The organism is Acinetobacter sp. YH12094, assembly GCF_013419295.1.
GTDB lineage: Bacteria > Pseudomonadota > Gammaproteobacteria > Pseudomonadales > Moraxellaceae > Acinetobacter > Acinetobacter amyesii.
This window is the reverse complement of sequence record NZ_VPAK01000003.1, coordinates 1-22,287: the sequence shown is the minus strand read 5'-3', so window position 1 is coordinate 22,287 and position 22,287 is coordinate 1. Positions and strand designations below refer to the sequence as shown.

Genomic DNA, 22,287 nt, shown 5'->3' with positions numbered 1-22,287 from the left:
ATGATGAAGGTGATCAACTCCTGATGGAATTGATCACAGTTGTGATCTTAAAGAACAGCAATCGGATATGAACCCAATACACGAATTTCTTTAACCAATGGACGAATTTCTTCAATTGCCGCTTTCACGTTTTCTTGCTCAACATGACCTTCCAAGTCCACAAAGAATACATAAGCCCATTTTTCTGGTAATGCAGGACGTGTTTCGATACTTGTTAAGCTAATATTATGCTTGGCAAACGGTGCAAGAATTTCAAGCAACGCCCCTGCACGGTCATGCGCAGAAATCAACAATGAAGTTTTATCATTGCCCGATTGCGGTACTTTCTCACGACCAATCACCAAGAAACGAGTAGTATTTTCAGGATTGTCTTCAATATTGCTATGCAAAATTTCAAGGTTGTAAATGTTCGCAGCGACTTCAGAAGCAATTGCTGCTGAGTGCCATTCATTGCGAATACGGCGTGCAGCTTCTGCATTTGAACTGAGTGCAACACGTTCTACACCTGGATAATGAGCATCTAACCAACCACGGCATTGCGCCAAAGTTTGTTGATGTGCATAAATCTGTTTAATACTGTCTTTACGTGTGTTTTCAGACACTAAGAATTGGTGATGAATACGCAGCTCCACTTCACCAATAACATTCAGATGTGAAGATTTGAAGCAATCTAGGGTGTGGTTCACTACACCTTCAGATGAGTTCTCTACAGGCACAAGACCATAGTGCGCACTGCCTGCTTCTACTTCGCGGAATACTTCATCAATCGTTGGAAGAGGGCGAACAACAGCGTCTTGACCGAAATGTTTTAAAACAGCCGAATGCGTATAAGTTCCGACTGGACCTAAAAACGCAATACTTTGCGGCGCTTCCAGGGCTAAACAAGCCGACATGATCTCACGGAATAAACGTGCCATTGTCACATCAGACAATGGGCCTTCGTTACGATCCATAACTTTACGTAAAACTTGCGCTTCACGTTCAGGACGATAAAACAGTGGATTCTCTTCAGCAGCAAATTTTGCTTTTGCAACTGCCTCAGCTAGTTTCGCACGACGGTTGATAAGTTGTTGAATCTGCATATCAACAGAGTCGATATCTTCACGAATTTGAGCTAAGTCCAGAGAAGTCGGAGTGTTTTGATCATCGTTGATCATTGTTATGTCGCCCTTCAAAAAAATTTTGCAAACAGTATAACAATAGTTAGCTTTCAAATGTTGCGCAATACGACTTTGATGGTTTCAGCCTTAAAAACATACAGTTGATTAAAGCTTCATCAGCTTAACTTAAGAGCCAAAACAGCCAAACTGATAGGTAAAGCCATAATTAAGACAAATCTTACCTTTTGACGGCTTTATTGATCATTCATCTTGAGCAGCACAATAAATAGACCTTCTCTTTTCCTCCAAATTTGCATCAGATCCATCCCCTTGTATAAGCCCATCAATCAGTTTATTTCATTGGTCATTGCAGTTTTAAATTTTGCTCTCAATACCTGTAGCAAAATAAAAAATTCTAAACTTGGTTTTCATGGCATAGAAATAATTTGAAACTTAAAGATGATCTATATAAACACTTGGTCATTGATCGTTTTTTCAGTGACTTAATAGGCACTTTCATCTAGTGTTTACAGTCATTGACGCATTTATTACAAAAGACACAGGTAATTTTTTTCGTTGCTTTGTAGTCTAAATATCAGAAAAAAAATAACAGACCCATAGGTACAAGTATGCACAAGAAAATTGCAGTGTTAGTGACCTACGATTTTGAAGATATTGAGTACCTTGAGCCTGTGGAGGCCTTTCGAGCCGCTCGGCACAGCATTATCAATATCGAAGATCAGGTTGGAAAAATTGTTTACGGTATTAAACGCCGTTCCCAGATCACCATTGACCAGAGTATCGACGACGCCTCTGTACATGATTTTGATGCCTTATTTATTCCCGGCGGTTATTCCCCAGAGAAACTCTCTTTAGATGACCGTTTTATCTATTTTGTACGTAATTTTGCAAATAGCCAAAAGCCGATTTTGAGCAGTTGCCACGGTCCACAGTTGTTATTAGAAGCGGGTGTCATACAAGGTCGCCATTTCGCCCAATCTGAAACGCTGAAATCTGCTTTACTAAACGCAGGTGTGGTGGTGTCGGATCAATCGGTCTTGAATGATAATAACCTGTATATATCGTCTCGCAGTACTTTAGATATACCTGAATTTATCGAAGTCTGTCTGCAAGTTTTGGGGCAACCGTCATTATCATAGATTTCAATATATTCACTTACACTCAACCGCATAATCTAATTCAAACACGCAAATCTGTAGAAATACATCGTCAAAAAAATAGCGAAGTCGTCACTTCGCTATTTTAATTTTCAGCCTGATAATTTTTTTATCGACCTAAAATACTTCGTGCCACGATTTCTTTCATAATTTCATTGGTGCCACCGTAGATTTGCTGAATACGTGCATCGACAAAGAAACGTGAAATTGGATATTCGGTCATATAACCATAGCCACCAAATAATTGAAGTAGATTATGGGCCACTTTCATTTGCATATCGGTAGAAAAGCTCTTGAGTGCTGCTGCAGTTTCAACATCAAGTTTGCCTTGCATATAAAGTTCAACATTTTGATTATAAAATGCCGCTGTAGCCAATTCGTCAATCTTAGCCTGTGCCAAGACAAAACGAGTATTTTGGAACTGTCCGATCGCCTGTCCGAACGCTTGTCGCTCTTTAACATACTGCGTTGCCACATCAATGGAACCGCGAATCGCACCAATTGCAGTCGAGGCAATTGCGGTACGTTCACGCGGTAACTCTTGCATCAAGTAAGCAAAGCCTTGTCCAGCTTGACCCAAAAGTTGCTCTTTTGGCACTTTGACGTTGTCATAAAACAACTCAGAAGTGTCTTGTGCATGTAGACCAATTTTGTCGAGGTTGGTACCTTTCTTAAATCCATCCAAATGTGTATTGACTAAGAGTAGTGACACGCCTTTGGCACGTGCTTGTGGATCAGTTTTTGCAGCCAATACCACAAGGTCTGCATGTTGACCATTTGAAATAAAAGTTTTCGAGCCATTGAGCAGATAATGATCGCCCTGCAAAATTGCACTACTGCGCATAGACTGTAAGTCCGAACCTGCACCAGGCTCTGTCATACCAATGGCACCGACCACTTCACCTGTGACCATTTTCGGTAACCAATATTGTTTTTGTTCTTCTGAACCAATGTGCAAAATATAAGGCGCTGCAATTTCAGAATGGCATGAAATACCTGTCGATAATGCACTAAAACCTGCTCGCGCAGATTCTTCGACTAGCATCAGTGAATAATGCGTTGGGACGCCATAGCCGCCATATTCTTCAGGCACATCCACACATAAAAAGCCATTTTCACCCAAAGCATTCCATACTGAACGCGGCATAATGCCTTCACGTTCCCATTGCTCATAATGTGGTGCGACATGCTCTGCCATAAAGCGGCGAAAGTTATCTCGAAATAATTCTAAGTCTGCATCATAAGCTAGCATGTGTTTCTTCCTTGGTTGAGTTTGTTGTTTTGTTGAGCTTCATCCTATTGCAGTTTAGAACAGCCGTCATGCCTAAAAACTAAAGCGTTCAAATTTGGCTTTGGGCTTACATAAAAAAAGGAAGCCGAAGCTTCCTTTTTAATTACATCTTTTACATCACAGCATCATCCTTAGGCATGATGTGCGTTGCCTTCTTCTTGCATCTGACGGTCAATTTCTTCAGGGTTTGCCAAAGCAAAATCCAGTTTTTCTTTGTCTAATTGACCCACCCATTTCGCAACCACAATCGTTGCCAAAGAGTTACCTACAAGGTTGGTTAATGCACGTGCTTCTGACATGAAACGGTCAATACCAAGAATTAATGCCAAACCTGCAACAGGAATATGACCCACAGCAGACAATGTTGCAGCCATCACAATAAAGCCTGAACCCGTCACACCCGCAGCACCCTTAGATGAAATGAGTAGAACCAACAACAACGTGATCTGATGCGAAATATCAAGCGGTGTATTGGTCGCTTGTGCAATAAAGATTGCTGCCATGGTCAGGTAAATAGACGTACCATCTAGGTTAAATGAATAACCTGTTGGAATAACAAGACCCACTACAGATTTTTCTGCACCAGCAAGTTCGAGTTTTTTCAACATACGTGGCAGTACAGATTCAGAAGATGACGTACCCAGTACGATCAGTAACTCTTCGCGAATCATGCGAATCATTTTCAAAATACTGAAACCGCAAATACGTGCAATTGAGCCAAGTATAATGAAAATAAACAGCAAACATGTGATATAGAAGCAGATGATCAATTGACCCAATTGTGCCAAACTACCAATACCATATTTACCAATGGTATAAGCCATCGCACCGAAAGCACCAATTGGTGCAAGCTTCATGATCATGTTTACAATGTTAAAGAATACATGTGCAATTTGATCAATAAACTTCAATACAGGCTTACCTGCATCACCAAGTTTATGCAAAGCAAAACCAAATAATAAGGCAAATAATAGAACTTGAAGAATTTCACCCTCAGCAAACGCACCAACAACGGTGTTTGGGATGATATTCATAAAAAATTCTTGGGTAGATTGTGCTGCACCAGATTCAACATATTTAGAAATACCTGCAGTATCTAAAGATGCTGGATCGACGTTCATGCCTACACCAGGTTTTGCAATATTAATCACTGCAAGACCGATAATGAGTGCGATGGTCGAAACGATTTCGAAGTATAGTAAAGCGACCCCACCTGTTTTACCCACAGATTTCATGCTTTCCATACCTGCAATACCACTTACCACGGTACAGAAAATTACAGGTGCAATAATCATTTTAATTAGCTTAATGAAACCTTGTCCTAGTGGATAGAACAATTCACCCCAGCCTTTTACGTATTGCTCGGTACCATTGATGATTTGCGTACCACTTGGTGAGAAATGACCCACCAATACACCCGCAATAATGGCAACGATCACTTGAAAATATAGTGACTTATAAATTGGTTTTTTAGCCATGACATTACTTCACGATATATTTCTGCTTCAAAGAAATATTCAGTTTTTGTCTATTTTCAAAAAATAAACAGCCCAAAACCCCTTTGTCTTCGACAAAAGAGCACCAAAGGTATTTGACTTAGCCAAATACAGAAAAACGAAATATGTATGGTGATTAAATAATCACATCAGGACCTGATATAGAATCAGCACATTGATCAGGAGATGAAACACATACTAAAGTAGGTTAAATTTTACCTGTTTTTTAATGGCTTGTTCTGCCACAAATGTTAATTTCGGTTAAATAATAGACCGAGATCATTAGACTATAGTCTAAAGACTGCGTTTTTTACGCCCATTATCAGGCTGAAAAATACCAACTATAGAAGTAAACTATCCTTAAGTCCTAATTTTAAGCCCAGTATTTGCATGAACAATAAACGAAATATTTACAAAGATTTTGAACATCCTTTTGCGCAATTTGTCCGTATCGTGGGTAAAGGTAAAAATGGCGCACGTTCGCTCACTTATGATGAAGCCTACCAAGCGTTCAGCATGATCTTAAAAGATGAGGTTTTAGACGTTCAATTGGGCGCTTTCTTGATGTTATTGCGTGTAAAAGAAGAATCAGTTGATGAACTTACAGGCTTCGTCCAAGCTACACGTGATCAACTCAAGTTTAAAAAGCTAGATGTCGATTTAGATTGGTCATCTTATGCAGGTAAACGCAAACATTATCCTTGGTTTTTATTGGCCGCATTAACGCTAGCAAAACACGGCTACAATGTCGTAATGCATGGCGCTTCAGGTCATACCATTAACCGCCTTTATACAGAACAAGTATTAGAGTATTTGGGTTTTCCTATTTGCCAAAATGATACAGATGTGGAACAGCAACTAATACAACGTCATTTTGCTTATATTCCGCTCGACGTCATTTCACCAATACTCAGTGATTTAATTTCACTACGCAATGTGATGGGTTTACGTTCCCCAATTCACACCCTTGCGCGTCTGATTAACCCATTTAATGCCAAAGCCACCATGCAAGCTATTTTCCATCCAGCCTATCGTGGATCACACCAACGTGCGGCATTTCAATTGGGTTATCAAAATAGTGCTGTCATTAAGGGTGAAGGTGGTGAATTCGAACGTAATCCCGATGCAAAAACATTAATTTGTGGTATCAAGGATGGTGAAATGTATGAACATGAATTGCCTAAACTGACGGACAACCGCAGTCCAGTCGAAGAAGAACTTGATTTGGCCATTTTTAAAGCCGTGTGGGACGGTCAGCAGGCACATGAATATGGTGAAATCGCGGTCACCGAAACCATGGGAATCGCACTGTATACCATGGGTGCCATCGCAAGTTTTGATGAAGCAATGCAAACTGCCAAAACCATGTGGGCAAATCGTCACGCTTAAATAAGCAGATATGTAGCAACAAATTAAGGTATGCATCAGCTAATAAAAAAGCCAGCATTAAGCTGGCTTTTTCAATCAGAAAGAAAAAGGATTAAACGAAACGAATCGGCTTGAACTCAGGTTCTTCCACATGTGAGTCGCAATGCTCATCTTCTTCTTTGGTCCCGCGGTCGATATAACCACTACGCTCATCTTCTGGCAAATGTTTAATTTCCCATGCATACACCGCTTGCATACAAATTTGACGTTGTTCTTGAGTCAGCGCTACACCATTTGGCCATTTACCAATTTCAATTGCCGTTTTTAATCGACCAACAATTTCAGGATCGAGTACGGCAAGCATCTGTTCAATATTCATAATTAATCCTGCTTTAATGAGTCAAAATCTTGGTTCCAGCCTAGCTTGGTACGACATGCCATATAGAAGTCATAACCAGGTGGATGTAATAAGTTGAGCTTAAATGGATGTTTGCGGATATGTAAACTATCGCCTACACCCAATGATACACTGTGTTGACCATCGGCACTGACCATTGGTAGAACACGGTTTTCACGAATCAAAATTTTAATTTCGCTTTGTCCGCCCACGACAATCGGACGTGACGACAAAGTATGAGGATGCATTGGCACTAAGGCAATCGCATCCATACTTGGGTGGACAATCGGACCACCACCAGATAATGCATAAGCTGTAGAGCCAGTTGGCGTCGAAACAATTAAACCATCACTGTGTTGGCGGTACACATATTGCCCATCAATATTTAGTTCAAAGTCGATCATGTGTACCGATTTACCCGAGTGCAGCACAATATCATTTAAAGCCACAGCATCATAAATCGACTCACCTTTCGAGCGAATTTCCATTTCCAACAAGAAACGTCGGTCTAGCTGAAACTCACCTTTGAGCACTTGATCTAACTTGAAAATCACTTCTGTCGGTTTGATATCGGTCAGGAAGCCCAAACGACCACGGTTCACCCCAATCACAGGAGTATTATATTTCACCAAGGCACGTGCAGCATGAAGCAATGAACCATCACCGCCGACTACGATCACCAAATCGACGACTTCACCCAATAAGTTACGGCTGACCGTCTGAGTATTGTTATAGGGTACCAGCTGCGCTGTTTGCGTATCAAATACAGGATGTAATCCCAAACTTAAAATATGATCGTGGATCAAACATAGGGTTTCGATCACTGATGATTTGTCTGGACGACCAATCAACCCAATGTTTCGAAATGATTTATGTGAAATTTGCACCTGCGCTTTTGCTCCGCTTCGCCTCATTGGTATCATATCACTAACAGAAATGATTTAAAAAAACTTTAAAGTTTCGACTTTAGTGAAGTAGCTTCCAATATTTTGCATACATATAACAGTTTAAATATTGCAAAATACTGAAAAGCTTCGCATGATTAGCAAAATTTCTCAGGGTCTTATCACTATTTATGAAGTCTGAACGTGGCATAGGCATAATTGCACTGATTTTTTCGCTGTTGATTATCGGCGGATTTCTCGTGTTCAGCATTTATCTTATTCGTCTAGATAATATTGTACGGGATAAATTCGAAGGTCAACGTTGGGACATTCCAGCCAAGGTATTTGCGCGTCCTTTAGAAATTTATACCAATGCGCCTGTAAGCCAAGCAGACCTCAACCAAGAACTGAAACTTTTGGGTTATAACGCTCAAGACAGCTATGCGAAAACAGGGAGTTACGTTACTTCTGGCAATGTAACTTATATCCACACGCGTGGTTTTGACTTTGGTGATAGTGTCGACCCTGAACAAGTCCTTAAAGTGACCTTTGGTGAAGATCAAATCACTGAAGTAAGTGCGACCAAACCTTCAAGTAGTGGTATTGCCCGTTTAGAGCCGATGTTAATAGGTGGTATTTATCCTCAGCACAATGAAGACCGTGTGCTGATTAAACTGGATAAAGTACCTAAGCCTTTAATCCAAGCTTTAATTGCTACAGAAGACCGTAATTTCTATCAGCATCATGGTATTTCGATTCGTGGTACAGCACGTGCCATCGTAAGTAATATCACTGGTGGTAAACGTCAAGGTGGTTCGACCCTCACTCAGCAATTGGTGAAAAATTTCTATTTATCCCCTGAAAAAACCATTAAGCGTAAGGCCAATGAAGCCTTAATGGCGATGCTGATTGAACTTCACTATGACAAAGATGAAATTCTTGAAGCTTATTTAAATGAAGTGAATTTAGGTCAAAACGGTAACTATTCAATCAATGGTTATGGTTTAGCTTCACAATTCTATTTTGGTTTACCGCTGCGTGAACTAAATATTGCTCAGCAGGCGTATTTAGTCGGTTTGGTTCAAGGTCCGACCCTATTTAATCCGTGGAAAAACCCTGAAGGTGCGATTAAACGCCGTAATATTGTGTTAAACAATATGGTGGTGATGGGCTATTTAACTCAGGAACAATATGAAACTGAGTCTGCACGTCCATTAAATGTCATTACAAAACCAACATTGGGCCCTTCTCGCTTCCCAGACTATATGGACATCGTGCGTCGTCAACTGCGTACCGAATACCAAGAAAGCGATTTGACCAATCAAGGTCTTCGTATTTTCACCGCGATGGACCCGATTGCTCAAACTCGTGTACAAACTGCATTTAAAGAATCTGTGGCACGTTTAAGTAATGCCAATCCAGCACGCTTGAAAGAATTACAAGGCGCGGTACTGGTGTCTCATCCTGAAAATGGTGAATTGGTTTCAGCAGTCGGTTCAACGCAGGACTTTACTGGCTTTAACCGTACGATGGATGCTAAACGTCAAGTTGGTTCATTGCTAAAACCTGTGATTTACCTCAGTGCGATAGAATCCAACCGCTATAACTGGGCGAGTCAAATCGAAGACAGTCCTATCAGCATTCAAAGTGATGGCAAAGCTTGGACACCGAAAAACTATAGTGGTGGTGCACATGGTGTCGTACCAATGGTCGATGCCCTATCAAACTCTTATAACCTCTCTGCGGTACGCTTAGGTCAAGAGTTCGGTATGTCGACTTTTATTAACCATCTGAAAAAGTTTGGTGTGACGTCTAATATTCCAAACTACCCTTCGATTTACCTCGGCGCTATCGATATGTCACCGATGGAAGTCATGAGTGTCTATGGAAACTTTGCAACCGGTGGCTTCAAATATCCAGTGAAAGCTATTCGTTCAGTGGTCGATGCCAATGGTCGTTTATTAGATCGTTATAGCTTAACGGTACAACCGACTATTGCACCTGATGCAGCCTTTATCTTGAACTACGGTTTACAACAAGTGATGAGTTCAGGGACAGGCCGTTCTGCTTATGCATCATTACCAGCTTCACTCAAACTTGCAGGTAAATCAGGGACAACCAATGATACGCGTGACTCATGGTTTGCAGGTTATTCAGGTAATTATTTAAGTGTGGTTTGGTTAGGTTTAGACAACAACAAAGTTACAGGCTTAACGGGTTCGTCAGGAGCACTTCCTGTTTGGACCAATGTGATGAAGCAGTTACGTCAAAAACCAGTTAATTTACGTCAACCAGACAGCGTACAGTGGCATTGGTTAGACCGTTATTCAGGTAATTTATCTGCGCAGCATTGTACAGGTGCGATATATATTCCTCTTTCGCGCAACTCCATTCCAAATCAAGCTACGGCATGTGGTTCGACACAATATGAAGTAGAACCTTACACAGTTGATACTGAAGAGACGCAGCCAACTCAGGAGCAAAATGATAGTTTAGGTGACTACATTCGTGAAAGTGATGTCGATAATGATCAGGGTTCATCTGATCAACCTCGCATCATATCAAGTGGAGAGTATTCAAATTAAACTGCAAAACATTAAAGTTTTAAAAACGTTCAGTATTCTGAGCGTTTTGACGATCATTTTGGCAGGTTGCCAAACCATGATCGAACCTGAGCAAAAGTCGCCTGCTGCACCTGAAAAAAAGGCAGATATCCATGACCCTTCTGGGGTCATCATTACGCCATATGACCATCCAGAAATTAAGCGTCAACGTATCGTTATTCCTGAGCAGAAAACCCAAATTCAAAAGTTTGATGATGGCCGCGACTTACCTGCATTCAAAAAATTGATGCAAACTACGCAAACCGCTTATGCCAATGGAAAATGGAATGAAGCTGAAAGTGCGGCAACTCAAGCACAGCGTTTGGCACCACAATCTGCGGAAACTTTTTTATATTTGGCAATGATCGCCAATCGAAAAAGTCAGCCTGCGAATGCAGAATCGTTGGCACTGCGCGGATTAAGCTATGCTCAAACCAAGCCGATGAAACAACAGCTTTGGAATGTTGTTTTAAAAGCCGGTCAAATGCAAAAGAAAAGCAGCACCATTCAAAAAGCCCAACAAGCCATCAAAGCTCTTTAAGCACCCATAAAAAAGCCTGATCTTAATTGAGATCAGGCTTTTTTATTTAAAACATACTAAAAGTAAGTTTATTTCTCATAGTTATTATTAAATAATGTTACGCAGTAACATCAGAAGCATAATTTGATCTAAATAAAATACGATACACGGTAACGTTATCCGCAAGCGTTTGAGACAAGACCACATCTATTTAAAAATATTTTTGCGATACTTTGGATAAATTGACGCTAGCGAACGAGTTTTGTCGGTGAGGTGCATTGCACCGCAAGATGGTTTCCTTGTGAAGCACGCTTCTCATTTTGCCTAATGAGAAGCATCGTTTCGTACGAGTACCTCCAGCCGAAGGCTAATCCCTTTATTCAATCTCTAGATTTAAGACTCCGTCGTATCGGTTTAAAAATCATTTTAAAAATGCGTAATTATTTTTACGGGCGTAACATCAGTAAATAGCTTACAAATAGTAAGTCTATTTCTAACCAACCTTCACTGAATTTTACATAACGACTTTCAAATACGACTTTAATTCAATATACACATTCTAGTTTCTAAAAACTGCGAATACCTGCCACCCCATAAGCATGATGCTGCTGTGCAATAGGTAGCAATTCAGGACGCATGCCACCTAAAGCAAAAACAGGGATTTCTATGCCTCGTGCAATCTCAGAAAAATGCGCCCATCCCATACCTTGCGCCTCTGGATGACTTTGTGTCGCCAGAACTGGGCTCATAAAAATAGCCTCACAGCCAATTTTTTGCGCATGCAGCGCAGAAACTTGATCATGACAAGCGGCGATATAGCGCTTCCCAAGCTGTAAATCACCTTTATTTTTTTTCAGCAATTGGTGCTGCTTAAGATGTAAAGCCGAAATATGTGCTTGCACCTCTGTAGAGAGTAATGACCATATATCTTCATTAATTATCAATTGCTTTAAAATCACGGTAGGTAATTGATTTAATGCCTCTGCATTTTCTGCGCTGGCATCGACTCGCCAATAATACAAAAGCGTCTCTTGAAGCGTTTCAAATGTTGGTAGATCGGCGGTGATTTTGATCTGTTGCTGCCAATATAAGCGCTGCAAAATAGCTTGATTGGCCTTTGGAAAATTCAAACTCATAAGTTGTTGACGTGAATACCAGGCCCATGGCTTTTGGATTTCATTCAGCAACGCATGCGGGACGGTGGCATGAAATAAATGCAATTTCACAATAACATCATCGTATTCATGTTGAATAAAATCAAAAGCATGCCAGTCATGTAAACCAATTCCAACCTCTTCAAAAATTTCACGACGACACGCTTGTTCAGGACTTTCACCCTGCTCGACTTTACCACCCGGAAACTCATGTTTATTGCCCTGATGTTGTTTTGCTTCACGCCAACCCACCAGTACTTTGTCTTGGTGCAATAAAATCGCAATGGCGACATCGATTTGCGGTTTCGACATAGTTCCCTGCTCTCTACTCTGTTCCAATTGATATCCAAGTGTAAGCAAATTTATCTTTTTTATAAAATCCTAAAATTACCGTTGACAGGTCTATTCGATAATGATTATCATTTAAACCATTCAAAAATACACCACGGAGTCGACGGAATGAACGCACCATTTAGCCTTTTTACTCGTAGCAATGAAGCACACCACTCGCTGCCAATGCTACATTCAAACAACCTTTTTGCCTTAGGACGTGAAATTCGCATTATGCATGCAGGTGAAGAATATCGACTACGTTTAACACGAAATAATCGCCTTATTTTGACCAAATAATTTCTGATAAAAATAATAATTATCAGCGCAATAAAAATAATCGTGGACACAAGCAGTAAGCCATCCGCTTACTGCTTTTTTAAGTTTTGTACTTAGTCAAATTAAGCTTTATAACTATTCAAACTTAATTTAAATCGCAACACTCATCTTCCTCTCACAACAATCTTTCGCTTAAATTCAATAGGGCAAATCATGTTTTTAGCGGAATGGAAAAATGAGTTGTACCTTTAAGCCGCCCAGTTCAGAGGCTTTCACACTTAATTGACCTTGATGTAACTGTACAATTTTTTGGGCAATTGAAATACCTAAACCTGAACCTTGCGTCTTCGTTCCCAATACTCGGTAAAATCGCTCGCCAATGCGTTGCAATTCTGCGACTGTCAGTCCCGCACCTTGATTTTCAATCGTCCAAACCGCCTGCTGTGCTGTTACCGTTAAATCAATCTTTACCTGTCCTTGCGTAGGACTATAGCGAATAGCGTTATCGACTAAATTGCGTAGACAGCTAAACATCAACTCTGCGTTCATCGCAAACTGTACAGACTGGGTCTGTAGCTTCAATTCGATCTGTTTTTCTTCAATAAACGGCTGTAAAGCATCAATGACTTGTAAACTCAGCTGTTCTAAGTCGTTCTGTTTTTTATCTAATTGCTCCGATTGCGTCGGGTCGAGCCGCGCCAGAATAAGTAGATTTTCCAGCACACGTGTTCCTCGATTAACATCGTGCTGTATGCTCAATAAATCCTGCTGAATGTCGGGATATTTTCGTTTTAATACCTGAAGTCGCATTTGAATCGCAGACAGCGGTGAGCGTAATTCATGTGAGGCATCGGAGGTAAAGCGTTGTTCCGCCTCTAAGGCTTGATCTAATCGGTTTAATAAAAAATTCAGCTGTGTTTGGATCGGTTCTAGTTCCTGTAATACAGGTTCAGGTAAAACAATGGCTTGTAAGTCATCTACATTTTTTTCAGCGATTTGTTTTGAAAAAAGCTGTAAAACTTTCAATTGACGTTTAATCAAAATATGCAGTAATAGCCATTGGATCAACCAGACAATCAATAGAATCCCTGCATAGCCTAGTACGCTTTGCAGCGTTTCCCTCAGCCGTGTTTTCATCGGTTGAATGATTTGTACGCTTAATCCATCGTCCTGAATTTCATAGCTACGCCAAAGCGCGCCTTCTCTCCATTGATAATGCAACCCTTGTTTTAAATTGAGCTGATGTTCAAATGCTGTGTGTTGTTCCGACGTGGTTAAGACTTGCTGCCCTTGCATGAGTTGATATTGCATATCAAACTCTTCACTCAGCTCATCTATTTGTTCGTCTTGCTTCAGCGTGAGATCAGTAGCAGTGAGCATGTCAGCCACTTCGTCCATCAGGGCATCATGTACACTCATGATGTGATAAAGACTAAATCCCAACATCAGACACAGGGAGATTGCTCCCGCCCAAATTGCACTGAGCAGTGAGGTTTTAATCAGTTGCGACTGTAAGGAAATGCTTTTTTTATCACTCATAGACTTAACTTTGTTGAGGAAGATTCATGCGATAACCCAAGCCCCTTAAGGTTTTAATGTAATCACTGCCAATCTTCTTACGCAATTGGTAAATAAAAACTTCGATCGCATTACTTTCCACTTCATCGCCCCAAGCATAGAGTGATTCTTCGAGTTGGCTACGCGTCATAATATGCTCAGGATTTAACAACATCTTATGCAAGATTTGATATTCACGCGATGTCAGCGTAATCAATTCCGCATTTTTACGCAGCGTTTTGGCTTGTACATCTAAACTTAAATCTCCGAAAGTCAAACAATTATCACGCTGTTGATGATGCAAGCGTAATTGGGCACGCACCCTTGCTGACAACTCTTCCAAGCTAAAGGGTTTTACCAAATAATCATGAGCACCCAGATCTAAACCTTCTACACGATCTGCAATACTGTCACGAGCAGTAATGAATAAAACTGGTGTAAGCGGATGCAACTGTACGATACGTTTTAAAATTTCATCACCAGTTACTTTTGGTAAGCCACGATCTAAAAGTATGCAGTCATATTGATGTTGTTCTAAAGCCAAAATAGCGTGATCGCCGCGATCAACCCAATCGACACTGTAGCCATCCATTTCAAGCCATGTTTTTATACTGTCTGCTTGGGAAGCATCATCTTCTGCCAATAAAATTCGCATCTTACCTACCCTATTTCTATGGTTCCGACTTCAGTGTATCGAACTTTTGCTCATATCTACTCAAATCATAAAAAAAACCACAGCAAGCCGTGGTTTTTTTATGGAGCAGCACTGAAATGAATAACAGGCTAAATTAAAATCTTACTTGATCGACATCAACTTCAACGCGTTTCGTCGGTTTGTAATCAATGTCGATTTCACCAATGAGCGTTACTGGTGTTTTAGCTGAAATCGCTTTGCCTTGCCAAAGTTGATCATCAATATCCACTGTAATGCTGCCTGTGCTATCACGGAACTGATATTTTTCATCGCCCATCGATTTGACAACATAACCTTTCAATTGAACTTTACTATCATCTTTTAAGCCTAAGGCATGTTTCACTGATGTGGTTTTCACTGGCGCAACTGCTGTTTGATTGACTGCTGTATTCGCAACTGCCACTGATGCCACACCTGCAAATGCTAAACCACATACCAATTGTGTAAATGTTGTCATCTTCGCTCTCTCTTACTTTGTCTATTTCGATAGCGCTATTTAAACAAAGCAAGATGAGTCGAATCTTAAGCTGCAAAGACGTTTTTATTTATTTGATCAAACCATTAGTTGAGCGGTACGACACGCAGGACTTCCTCTAAAGTCGTCACCCCTGCAAGTACTTTACGTGCACCTGCAATTCGTAATGGTTCGACATGCTCTTTACGTGCCTGTGTACGTAGTTGGGTTAGATCTGCATTGGCACCAATCAATTGCTTGGTTTCAATACTGAGCGGCATAAATTCATAAATCCCCACACGGCCTTTATACCCCGTTTGACGACATTCATCACAGCCCACCGCCTCGTAGACAAAATCAGGCATTTGAATCGCATAATCAAAGGTCAGATGTTTCCACTCTTGTTCATTGATAAAAGTCTCACGCTTACAATGTGGACAAAGTTGACGAACTAGACGTTGTGCCAAAACCCCTAAAATAGTCGCTGCCGTTAAAAAAGGCTGAATACCCAAATCATGTAATCGCGTCAAACTCGATGGTGCATCATTGGTATGTAAAGTTGAAAGCACCAAATGACCTGTTAATGCTGCTTGGATCGCCATATTTGCCGTATCATGATCTCGGATCTCCCCGACCATGATAATGTCAGGGTCTTGACGCATTAAAGCCCGTACACCATCGGCAAAGCCCAGATCAATCCCTGCATTCACCTGCATTTGATTAAAGCTCGGCTCTAACATCTCGATCGGATCTTCAATGGTACAGACATTCACTTCTTCGGTTGCCAATTGTTTGAGCGATGAATATAACGTGGTGGTTTTACCCGAACCCGTCGGACCGGTCACTAAAATAATACCGTGACTATGACTGGTTAATGCTTTCCAATCATCCAACAGACGCCCTTCAAAACCGAGCTGTTGGAAGCTACGTACCAAGACTTCAGGGTCAAAAATACGCATAACCAACTTTTCACCAAAGGCTGTTGGCAGCGTCGATAAACGTAGCTCTGTTTCTTGGCCTTTGGGTGTACGGGTTTTTAAACGTCCATCTTGCGGCTTACGTTTTTCCGCCACATTCATCCGACCTAAGATCTTAATTCGCGAGACCACAGCTGTCAGGGTATTTGCAGGCATGTTGTAGATGGTATGCAATACGCCATCGATACGAAAACGCACCTTTCCTGTATCTTTACGCGGTTCGAGGTGAATATCACTTGCACCTTGTTCGAAGGCAAACTGTAAGACCCAATCCACAAGCTTCACAATATGCTGATCATTGGCATCTGGATTTTGTGTATCACCTAATTGTAATAGTGCTTCAACGCCTTTATTTTCACGGTCATAACTCGATGATTTTTGCGAATTACTGACTGCGCGACTCACTTGGTAATATTCAACCAAGTAGCGCTGTAGTTGATCTGGACTGAGTAATACACGTTGAATCTTGCGTGGTAATACCGTTCTTTCTAAGTTGGCAATCCATTCATTTTTATAAGGTTGATCCGTTGCAATCAACACATGCTCATTTTGTAATTCAACCGCTAAAATGCGATTTCGTACTGCAAATTCCTGCGACATAATTGCAGTCAGTGCAGGCACATCAGCTTTTAGAGGATCGATAATATAAAACGGTACACCAGACTTTTCTGCTAACCATTGACAGAGTCTATTCAATGTTAAGGTAGACTGTGGATGACTCTGATCGACTAAATTAAAATTGGCAATCCATTGTAAAGGATGCCATTTCAACTGCTCACGCTGACGGTGCGTGGTTTGAATCAGTATTTTGTCTCGTTCAGTAATACGTCCATCTTTTTGTAATTGGTCTAAACACCAAGAAGTGTCAATTTCAAAATTAAAAGTCATTGTTCTATGTTCCCCAAACATAGGGAATACTATAACAAAACTAGAATAGTTAAACTTAATATTTTCACTTAAATCGTTAAGTTAAATTTAACTTAAATTATTAATTTTAATTAGTTATTTTTTAACATTCCTTTTTTTATATTTTTCTATACTATATGCCACAGTCACAAATAATAGTGACGTAATTCATAATTTATTAAAGAGGGTAACATGAAATTTAAAACTTTAAGCACAGCTATTGTAAGTTCATTTATTTTAACAGCTTGTGGTGGCGGTGGAGGTTCGTCAGATAAATTTAATGATAGTGAAAATAATAATATCACTACTTCACCTTTCCAACAGTGGTCAAATTTTTTTATAGACTTCAATTTAAATACTAATAATATTGAATACTATTCAGATACACTAACACTTGATAATGGTAAAAGTTATTCTAAAAGCGAGGATACTTTTTCTGAAATTTATGTAACTCAAAATGGTGTATACGATCAAAGTTCTACAAATAATCAGTACGGAAAATATCAAGGCACCGTTGTTACGAACAATAGCTCTTGGGTTCTTAGTCCTTACTCAAGTATTGGTTCAAATGACCTCAAATTAACAACGAACTTTAAGATACTCAACATTAGTAATCAACCAATTGCGCAAATTGTTTCACCAAATGAATACTGGATCGCTAAAAATAATCTTAATGATTCCTATGAATATCCTGAGCAATTAATGAGCTACTTAAAGCAATTAAATGAGCAGAAATTCCCTACAGGCTCATACTGTCTACAAATTATAAGTGAAACAAATAATCAGGATTATCTATCATTAGATAATGATGAATATTCTGACACTGAAGATCAGCAAAATATTCTTAAAAATCAATGGATTAAATACTCAACACAACAAGATAACACTAATATTAAAAAATATAATTTTAAAGATACAACGGCATATCTAGAATATTCCCCTGAGTATAATGACAATCATGGGGTAGCCTCGTATAAATCAAAATATTATTGGGCTAACCTAATAGATTCACGTACAGAATATACTTTTGCAGATGAAATTAAAGAATTAGAAGACATAAGTGCAGATGCAACAAATGAAGAGAAAAAGCTTATTCAAGAGCTAATAAATTTAAGAAAAAATTCATGTTATCTCTTCAATAACATTGCATCTAAAGCAATTACTGATGATTTAATTAAGTAAGTTAGCAAATCTGAAAGAGATTACTCTCTTTCAGATTTTAAAATTTTTAATAGTAAAATTTTTTCACTTTCAATCCTAAACTTCACATTCAAGCCAGCAAACAACATGCCATATACACGCTCCTCATCTTGTTGATATGCAGGTCGTGGATCTAAAGATAATACCTCTTGTAATTCTAAAACTGTCTGCATCTCTAAAGAACCCATACCGATCAACTGTTTTTTTTGCAGTTCTGCTGCTTCTGACCAAATTACAGATTTTCTTTCTGGCTCATCCTGCGCATAACCACTTTGCGCATCCATCACTGCATCAGAATATTGAATATATGGTTTAATATCTAAAATTGGTGTTCCATCTAACAAATCACTGCCGACCACATAGACACGTACCGATTTACCGACTTTTTTCACCCCTTTGAGCTGCACAACCGACAAGCCCATAGGTGACGGCCGGTACATACTTCGTGTCGCAAATACCCCGATTTTTTGATTACCACCTAAACGCGGAGGACGAACTTGCGGACGAAATTTTGTCGAATCTGCATTTTTATTTTCATGAAACTGCCAAATCAGCCAAAGATGACTAAAATCATTAATCCCTTCGAAAGCCAATAAATCGTTATAAGGTTCCACCATTTCAATATAAGATTCGACTTGCACCAAATTCGGCTGACGTGGAATACCAAACTTTTCTCGGTAGGGAGATTTCATATACCCGATAATTGGCATTTTAAGCTCAGACATAATCACTTTTTCTGATAAGTTCAATTAAATATATTCAGTTTATCGAGAATGATTTTAGATTAGAATAGTAAGCTGTTCTAATTTGATAATTTTATTGAGACCTTTAATGGCTGCTTTTAACGTCGAAAAGATTACTCACGTCCACCATTGGAATGACACTTTATTCTCTTTTAAAACCACTCGCGATACTGCGTTACGTTTTAAAAACGGTCAATTTGTGATGATCGGCCTTGAAGTAAATGGTAAGCCTTTAATGCGCGCTTATTCTATTGCAAGCGCAAACTATGAAGAAGAATTAGAGTTTTTCTCTATTAAAGTTCCAGATGGTCCTTTAACGTCTATTTTACAAAAAGTAAAAGTTGGCGATGAAATTTTAGTGTCTAAAAAACCTACAGGTACGTTGGTTCTAGATGACTTAAACCCTGGTAAAAACTTATACCTACTTTCTTCAGGTACAGGACTTGCACCGTTCCTTTCTGTAATTCGTGACCCTGAAACTTACGAACGTTTTGAAAAAATCATTGTTGTACATGGTACACGTTTCATTTCGGAATTGGCTTATCAAGATTTAATCTTAGATGAAATTCCTAACCACGAATTCTTTGGTGAATTAGGCGCGAAAGAAAAATTGGTTTACTACCCTACAGTAACCCGTGAAGAATTCCATACTCAAGGCCGTGTAACTACTGCCATTGAAACTGGTCAACTTTTCGAAAAAATTGGTCTTCCACGTTTCAACCCTGAAACTGACCGCGCAATGCTTTGTGGTTCACCTGCATTCCTAGACGACGTTGCTGCACTACTTGACCAGCACGGTCTGAAAGAATCTCCTAAGATGGGCGTTCTAGGCGACTACGTGATTGAACGTGCATTCGTTGAAAAATAATTAGCTGAAAATTAAAAAGCGCATGTCATCATGCGCTTTTTTTTGATCTATATGCCACTCATGACTGATACAGCTATTTTTCTTCTTTTACCTTCAATTCATCAATAATTTTTGCTCTCCACTCTAAACCTTTATTTGTAGCACGAGGTAATTCATTTGAAAGAGTAATCTCAACACTATCATCTGGGTATAAATGGACTGCTAAATATTTTTTATCTTTTAAGTCTTTAGAAATTAATAAAGGAACATTTATAGCTTTATGTTTACGCGAACTGTTTGTTTCACCCCATTTTACATATTGGGACCCTGTTAACACTGCTGATCTTTTCGTTCCACTACCAAATCCACCACCCAACTCTTCACCATTTAATTTGACTATATAAGGAATATAACTTGCATCATAACCATAAGATGTTGTCGTCAACACATAAGTTTTTGTTGAATGAGTATTACACCCTATTAAACTCATTGCTGAAAGCATAATAAGCATTAAATTCTTTTTTAAAACTTTCATCATTATCCTTTTAAAAATATTGGGTTTTAATTTATTTAATTAAAAATTAATAATCAATGAAAATTAAAAATATTATCCATTAGAAACGAATAACCAAAAGGAAAATTTATCCTATTTATCACCAGCAAACTGCCAATATATATTAGCATCCATTTCAAAATGCCTCCGAATGGCATCTACTTATTCAGTCAGATACCAAATCGTTAATCCCCCAAGGGATATCTTTAATCTCAGGCATACCTTCTCCTTGATTAAAATGACATTTTTCCATGTTATTCGCAGGAATATACCATTCACCTTTTTTAGGGCAAATTTAACCAAATCTTTTGGATAAATCATATGTGTTATTTCGCTATCATTTATCAACACACATCAGACAACACAAATCATTTCAGCTTCGATCGGTAAACTTGCCCCCTTCATTTGCGACTCTTTCAATCAAGTACCAATCTGTTTTCTCATAATATGTTTCATAAGTTTCTGGATCTATTGTAGTGGGAATTACACTACCAAAACCTCTATCATCTTCATTACTATGAGCCATAAATTCTATTCGGTTCGGCACAAATTCGGAAATATATAAACCTGTTATCGCAACTTTTTCATTCGATTTTACTTTAATACTTTGATTTATACGATAAATGGGATATGACACAGGAATATTAATTTTTGAAATATCAAATATTTCATCAACAATACTTTCTTGATTCCAATACGTTGGATAGGTATTTTCAATAATGAATGCCTCGACCTTAGCCTTTGTATAAAAATCCCAACATTCTTTCACATTTTCATGAGGTAGTTCATCCATCCATTTTTTTGAAAACTCACTCATACCTTTGTCATTCGATCGAATCTCTGATGCGCAATCTAAATATGTTAGATCGCCTTCTTTTATTCTTATATAAGCAAAATCTAAAGTATCCATGGTTTTTCTTAAAAGCGGTAAAACCGTCCCTCCCCAATTGATGTCAACTTGCTCTGGCATTGGAAAATCCAGATAATTACAGGGTAGATTTCTCATATAAACGACAAACAGCAATTCCAAACGATCTAAAAAAGATTGATAGTTATTTCTCATGCTATAAAAAAATTCTTTAGAACTAAAATGTTCTAATAAATATAAAAATTTAGGATCGATTTTAAAATTCATATTCAGCCTAAAATTAATGCCCCGAAGGGCATATTTTATTTATTCTTCACCATTAAAATACCAGTACACTTCACCCCAATCTTCCTTAGAAAGTGTTGGTAACATTTCACCTCTTAACACATGAACGCGTGAATCCACTTGTGCAGGTGTTGTCCAATAGCCCGTTTTTGGGGATTTTTCGCCAGCTTTGACTTTTATTACAGTTAGATTCTCTTGGGTTACTTCAGATTGAGTATTATTTTTACGAGCCCATGCAACTATATCTTTAGGATAAAACAAATGTTTATGTAAAGAACTTTCATCCAAATCTAGTAAATAAACAAGAGCTGCTGCTTCAAAAGCCCAGTAACCAACATATGAATAATTATCTAAATTTAAATGACTATTGTACCAAAGTGTATTTTTATGCATTTGATACCAATCAGCCAAATATTCATCCAACAGTTCAATCGCATGATTTTTGTTATTTTTAATTATTACATTATCAATCACATGGTAATCCCCCCTAAAAATAAAAGGATCTAAAAGTAGAATTTTCTCTTAAGATACGAGCAGGAGATTCTGCATGAAAACATCTAAATTTACTGACAGCCAGATCATGTCCATTTTAAAACAGGCGGA

General features: G+C 39.0%; 21 protein-coding genes and 1 pseudogene. 7 read left to right on the top strand and 15 right to left on the bottom strand.

The window, feature by feature from the left end; translation table 11 throughout:
- Positions 1-47: 47 nt before the first annotated feature.
- Positions 48-1,157 (bottom strand): prephenate dehydratase, encoded by a 1,110-nt coding sequence (pheA, locus tag FTU34_RS02460; RefSeq protein ID WP_078194414.1) that lies wholly within the window; start codon positions 1,155-1,157, stop codon positions 48-50.
- A gap of 572 nt (positions 1,158-1,729) precedes the next feature.
- Between pheA and FTU34_RS02455 the strand changes: the two genes are divergently transcribed.
- Positions 1,730-2,260 carry a DJ-1/PfpI family protein gene (locus FTU34_RS02455; RefSeq protein WP_180034621.1) on the top strand — a complete coding sequence of 177 codons (531 nt, stop codon included), beginning with the start codon at positions 1,730-1,732 and terminating at the stop codon, positions 2,258-2,260.
- 127 nt (positions 2,261-2,387) lie between these two features.
- Here the strand turns inward: FTU34_RS02455 and FTU34_RS02450 are convergent, their stop codons facing one another.
- Both FTU34_RS02450 and FTU34_RS02445 read right to left on the bottom strand, forming a co-directional pair.
- A complete protein-coding gene (locus tag FTU34_RS02450; RefSeq protein WP_078194415.1) occupies positions 2,388-3,530 on the bottom strand; it encodes an acyl-CoA dehydrogenase family protein in 1,143 nt (380 codons plus the stop codon).
- Between the two features lie 170 nt (positions 3,531-3,700).
- Positions 3,701-5,047, bottom strand: coding sequence for a dicarboxylate/amino acid:cation symporter (locus FTU34_RS02445; protein WP_078194416.1), 1,347 nt, complete (start codon positions 5,045-5,047; stop codon positions 3,701-3,703).
- A gap of 408 nt (positions 5,048-5,455) precedes the next feature.
- Between FTU34_RS02445 and FTU34_RS02440 the strand changes: the two genes are divergently transcribed.
- Positions 5,456-6,454 (top strand): glycosyl transferase family protein, encoded by a 999-nt coding sequence (locus FTU34_RS02440; RefSeq protein WP_180034620.1) that lies wholly within the window; start codon positions 5,456-5,458, stop codon positions 6,452-6,454.
- A gap of 91 nt (positions 6,455-6,545) precedes the next feature.
- On the opposite strand, the gene FTU34_RS02435 is transcribed toward FTU34_RS02440, so the two are convergent.
- Both FTU34_RS02435 and FTU34_RS02430 read right to left on the bottom strand, forming a co-directional pair.
- The gene (locus FTU34_RS02435) at positions 6,546-6,812 is read right to left on the bottom strand and encodes a YeaC family protein (RefSeq protein WP_078189099.1); all 267 of its coding nucleotides are present in this window, start codon (positions 6,810-6,812) and stop codon (positions 6,546-6,548) included.
- Between the two features lie 2 nt (positions 6,813-6,814).
- Positions 6,815-7,753 (bottom strand): NAD(+) kinase, encoded by a 939-nt coding sequence (locus tag FTU34_RS02430; RefSeq protein WP_078189100.1) that lies wholly within the window; start codon positions 7,751-7,753, stop codon positions 6,815-6,817.
- 152 nt (positions 7,754-7,905) lie between these two features.
- On the opposite strand from FTU34_RS02430, the gene mrcB reads away from it, so the two are divergent.
- Both mrcB and FTU34_RS02420 read left to right on the top strand, forming a co-directional pair.
- The gene (mrcB, locus tag FTU34_RS02425; RefSeq protein WP_180034619.1) at positions 7,906-10,299 is read left to right on the top strand and encodes a penicillin-binding protein 1B; all 2,394 of its coding nucleotides are present in this window, start codon (positions 7,906-7,908) and stop codon (positions 10,297-10,299) included.
- 76 nt (positions 10,300-10,375) lie between these two features.
- Positions 10,376-10,858 (top strand): tetratricopeptide repeat protein, encoded by a 483-nt coding sequence (locus FTU34_RS02420; RefSeq protein ID WP_180034840.1) that lies wholly within the window; start codon positions 10,376-10,378, stop codon positions 10,856-10,858.
- Between the two features lie 545 nt (positions 10,859-11,403).
- Here FTU34_RS02420 and FTU34_RS02415 read toward each other — a convergent pair.
- Positions 11,404-12,303 carry an NUDIX domain-containing protein gene (locus FTU34_RS02415; protein ID WP_180034618.1) on the bottom strand — a complete coding sequence of 300 codons (900 nt, stop codon included), beginning with the start codon at positions 12,301-12,303 and terminating at the stop codon, positions 11,404-11,406.
- Between the two features lie 147 nt (positions 12,304-12,450).
- Between FTU34_RS02415 and hemP the strand changes: the two genes are divergently transcribed.
- Complete coding sequence (gene hemP / locus FTU34_RS02410; RefSeq protein ID WP_078189103.1) at positions 12,451-12,621, top strand: hemin uptake protein HemP; 171 nt, start codon at positions 12,451-12,453, stop codon at positions 12,619-12,621.
- Positions 12,622-12,819: 198 nt separating this feature from the next.
- On the opposite strand, the gene FTU34_RS02405 is transcribed toward hemP, so the two are convergent.
- The 4 genes from FTU34_RS02405 to FTU34_RS02390 all read right to left on the bottom strand — a co-directional run bounded on the left by FTU34_RS02405 (position 12,820) and on the right by FTU34_RS02390 (position 17,170).
- Positions 12,820-14,139 carry a HAMP domain-containing sensor histidine kinase gene (locus FTU34_RS02405; RefSeq protein WP_180034617.1) on the bottom strand — a complete coding sequence of 440 codons (1,320 nt, stop codon included), beginning with the start codon at positions 14,137-14,139 and terminating at the stop codon, positions 12,820-12,822.
- Positions 14,140-14,143: 4 nt separating this feature from the next.
- Positions 14,144-14,812: a response regulator transcription factor gene (locus FTU34_RS02400; protein WP_180034616.1), complete on the bottom strand. Its 669-nt coding sequence runs from the start codon at positions 14,810-14,812 to the stop codon at positions 14,144-14,146.
- A 133-nt stretch (positions 14,813-14,945) separates the two neighbouring features.
- Positions 14,946-15,308, bottom strand: a complete 363-nt coding sequence (locus FTU34_RS02395) for a NirD/YgiW/YdeI family stress tolerance protein (protein WP_180034615.1) — start codon at positions 15,306-15,308, stop codon at positions 14,946-14,948.
- 104 nt (positions 15,309-15,412) lie between these two features.
- Positions 15,413-17,170, bottom strand: coding sequence for a GspE/PulE family protein (locus FTU34_RS02390; RefSeq protein ID WP_180034614.1), 1,758 nt, complete (start codon positions 17,168-17,170; stop codon positions 15,413-15,415).
- A gap of 210 nt (positions 17,171-17,380) precedes the next feature.
- On the opposite strand from FTU34_RS02390, the gene FTU34_RS02385 reads away from it, so the two are divergent.
- Entirely contained in the window at positions 17,381-18,370 is a 990-nt protein-coding gene (locus FTU34_RS02385) for a hypothetical protein (RefSeq protein ID WP_180034613.1), read from the top strand.
- Between the two features lie 20 nt (positions 18,371-18,390).
- On the opposite strand, the gene tsaA is transcribed toward FTU34_RS02385, so the two are convergent.
- Positions 18,391-19,113 carry a tRNA (N6-threonylcarbamoyladenosine(37)-N6)-methyltransferase TrmO gene (gene tsaA / locus FTU34_RS02380; protein ID WP_180034612.1) on the bottom strand — a complete coding sequence of 241 codons (723 nt, stop codon included), beginning with the start codon at positions 19,111-19,113 and terminating at the stop codon, positions 18,391-18,393.
- 106 nt (positions 19,114-19,219) lie between these two features.
- Here tsaA and FTU34_RS02375 point away from each other — a divergent pair, with 106 nt between their 5' ends.
- Positions 19,220-19,999, top strand: a complete 780-nt coding sequence (locus FTU34_RS02375) for a ferredoxin--NADP reductase (protein WP_111885341.1) — start codon at positions 19,220-19,222, stop codon at positions 19,997-19,999.
- A 73-nt stretch (positions 20,000-20,072) separates the two neighbouring features.
- Here FTU34_RS02375 and FTU34_RS02370 read toward each other — a convergent pair whose 3' ends face one another.
- The 4 genes and pseudogenes from FTU34_RS02370 to FTU34_RS02360 form a co-directional block, all read right to left on the bottom strand.
- Positions 20,073-20,513, bottom strand: a complete 441-nt coding sequence (locus tag FTU34_RS02370; protein ID WP_180034611.1) for a hypothetical protein — start codon at positions 20,511-20,513, stop codon at positions 20,073-20,075.
- 180 nt (positions 20,514-20,693) lie between these two features.
- A pseudogene (locus FTU34_RS17825) lies at positions 20,694-20,826 on the bottom strand (hypothetical protein); the annotation flags it as partial.
- A gap of 78 nt (positions 20,827-20,904) precedes the next feature.
- On the bottom strand, positions 20,905-21,666 hold the full coding sequence (locus tag FTU34_RS02365) for a hypothetical protein (RefSeq protein ID WP_249735183.1): 762 nt from the start codon (positions 21,664-21,666) through the stop codon (positions 20,905-20,907).
- A gap of 39 nt (positions 21,667-21,705) precedes the next feature.
- The gene (locus FTU34_RS02360) at positions 21,706-22,158 is read right to left on the bottom strand and encodes a PoNe immunity protein domain-containing protein (RefSeq protein ID WP_373686462.1); all 453 of its coding nucleotides are present in this window, start codon (positions 22,156-22,158) and stop codon (positions 21,706-21,708) included.
- Between the last annotated feature and the right edge of the window lie 129 nt (positions 22,159-22,287).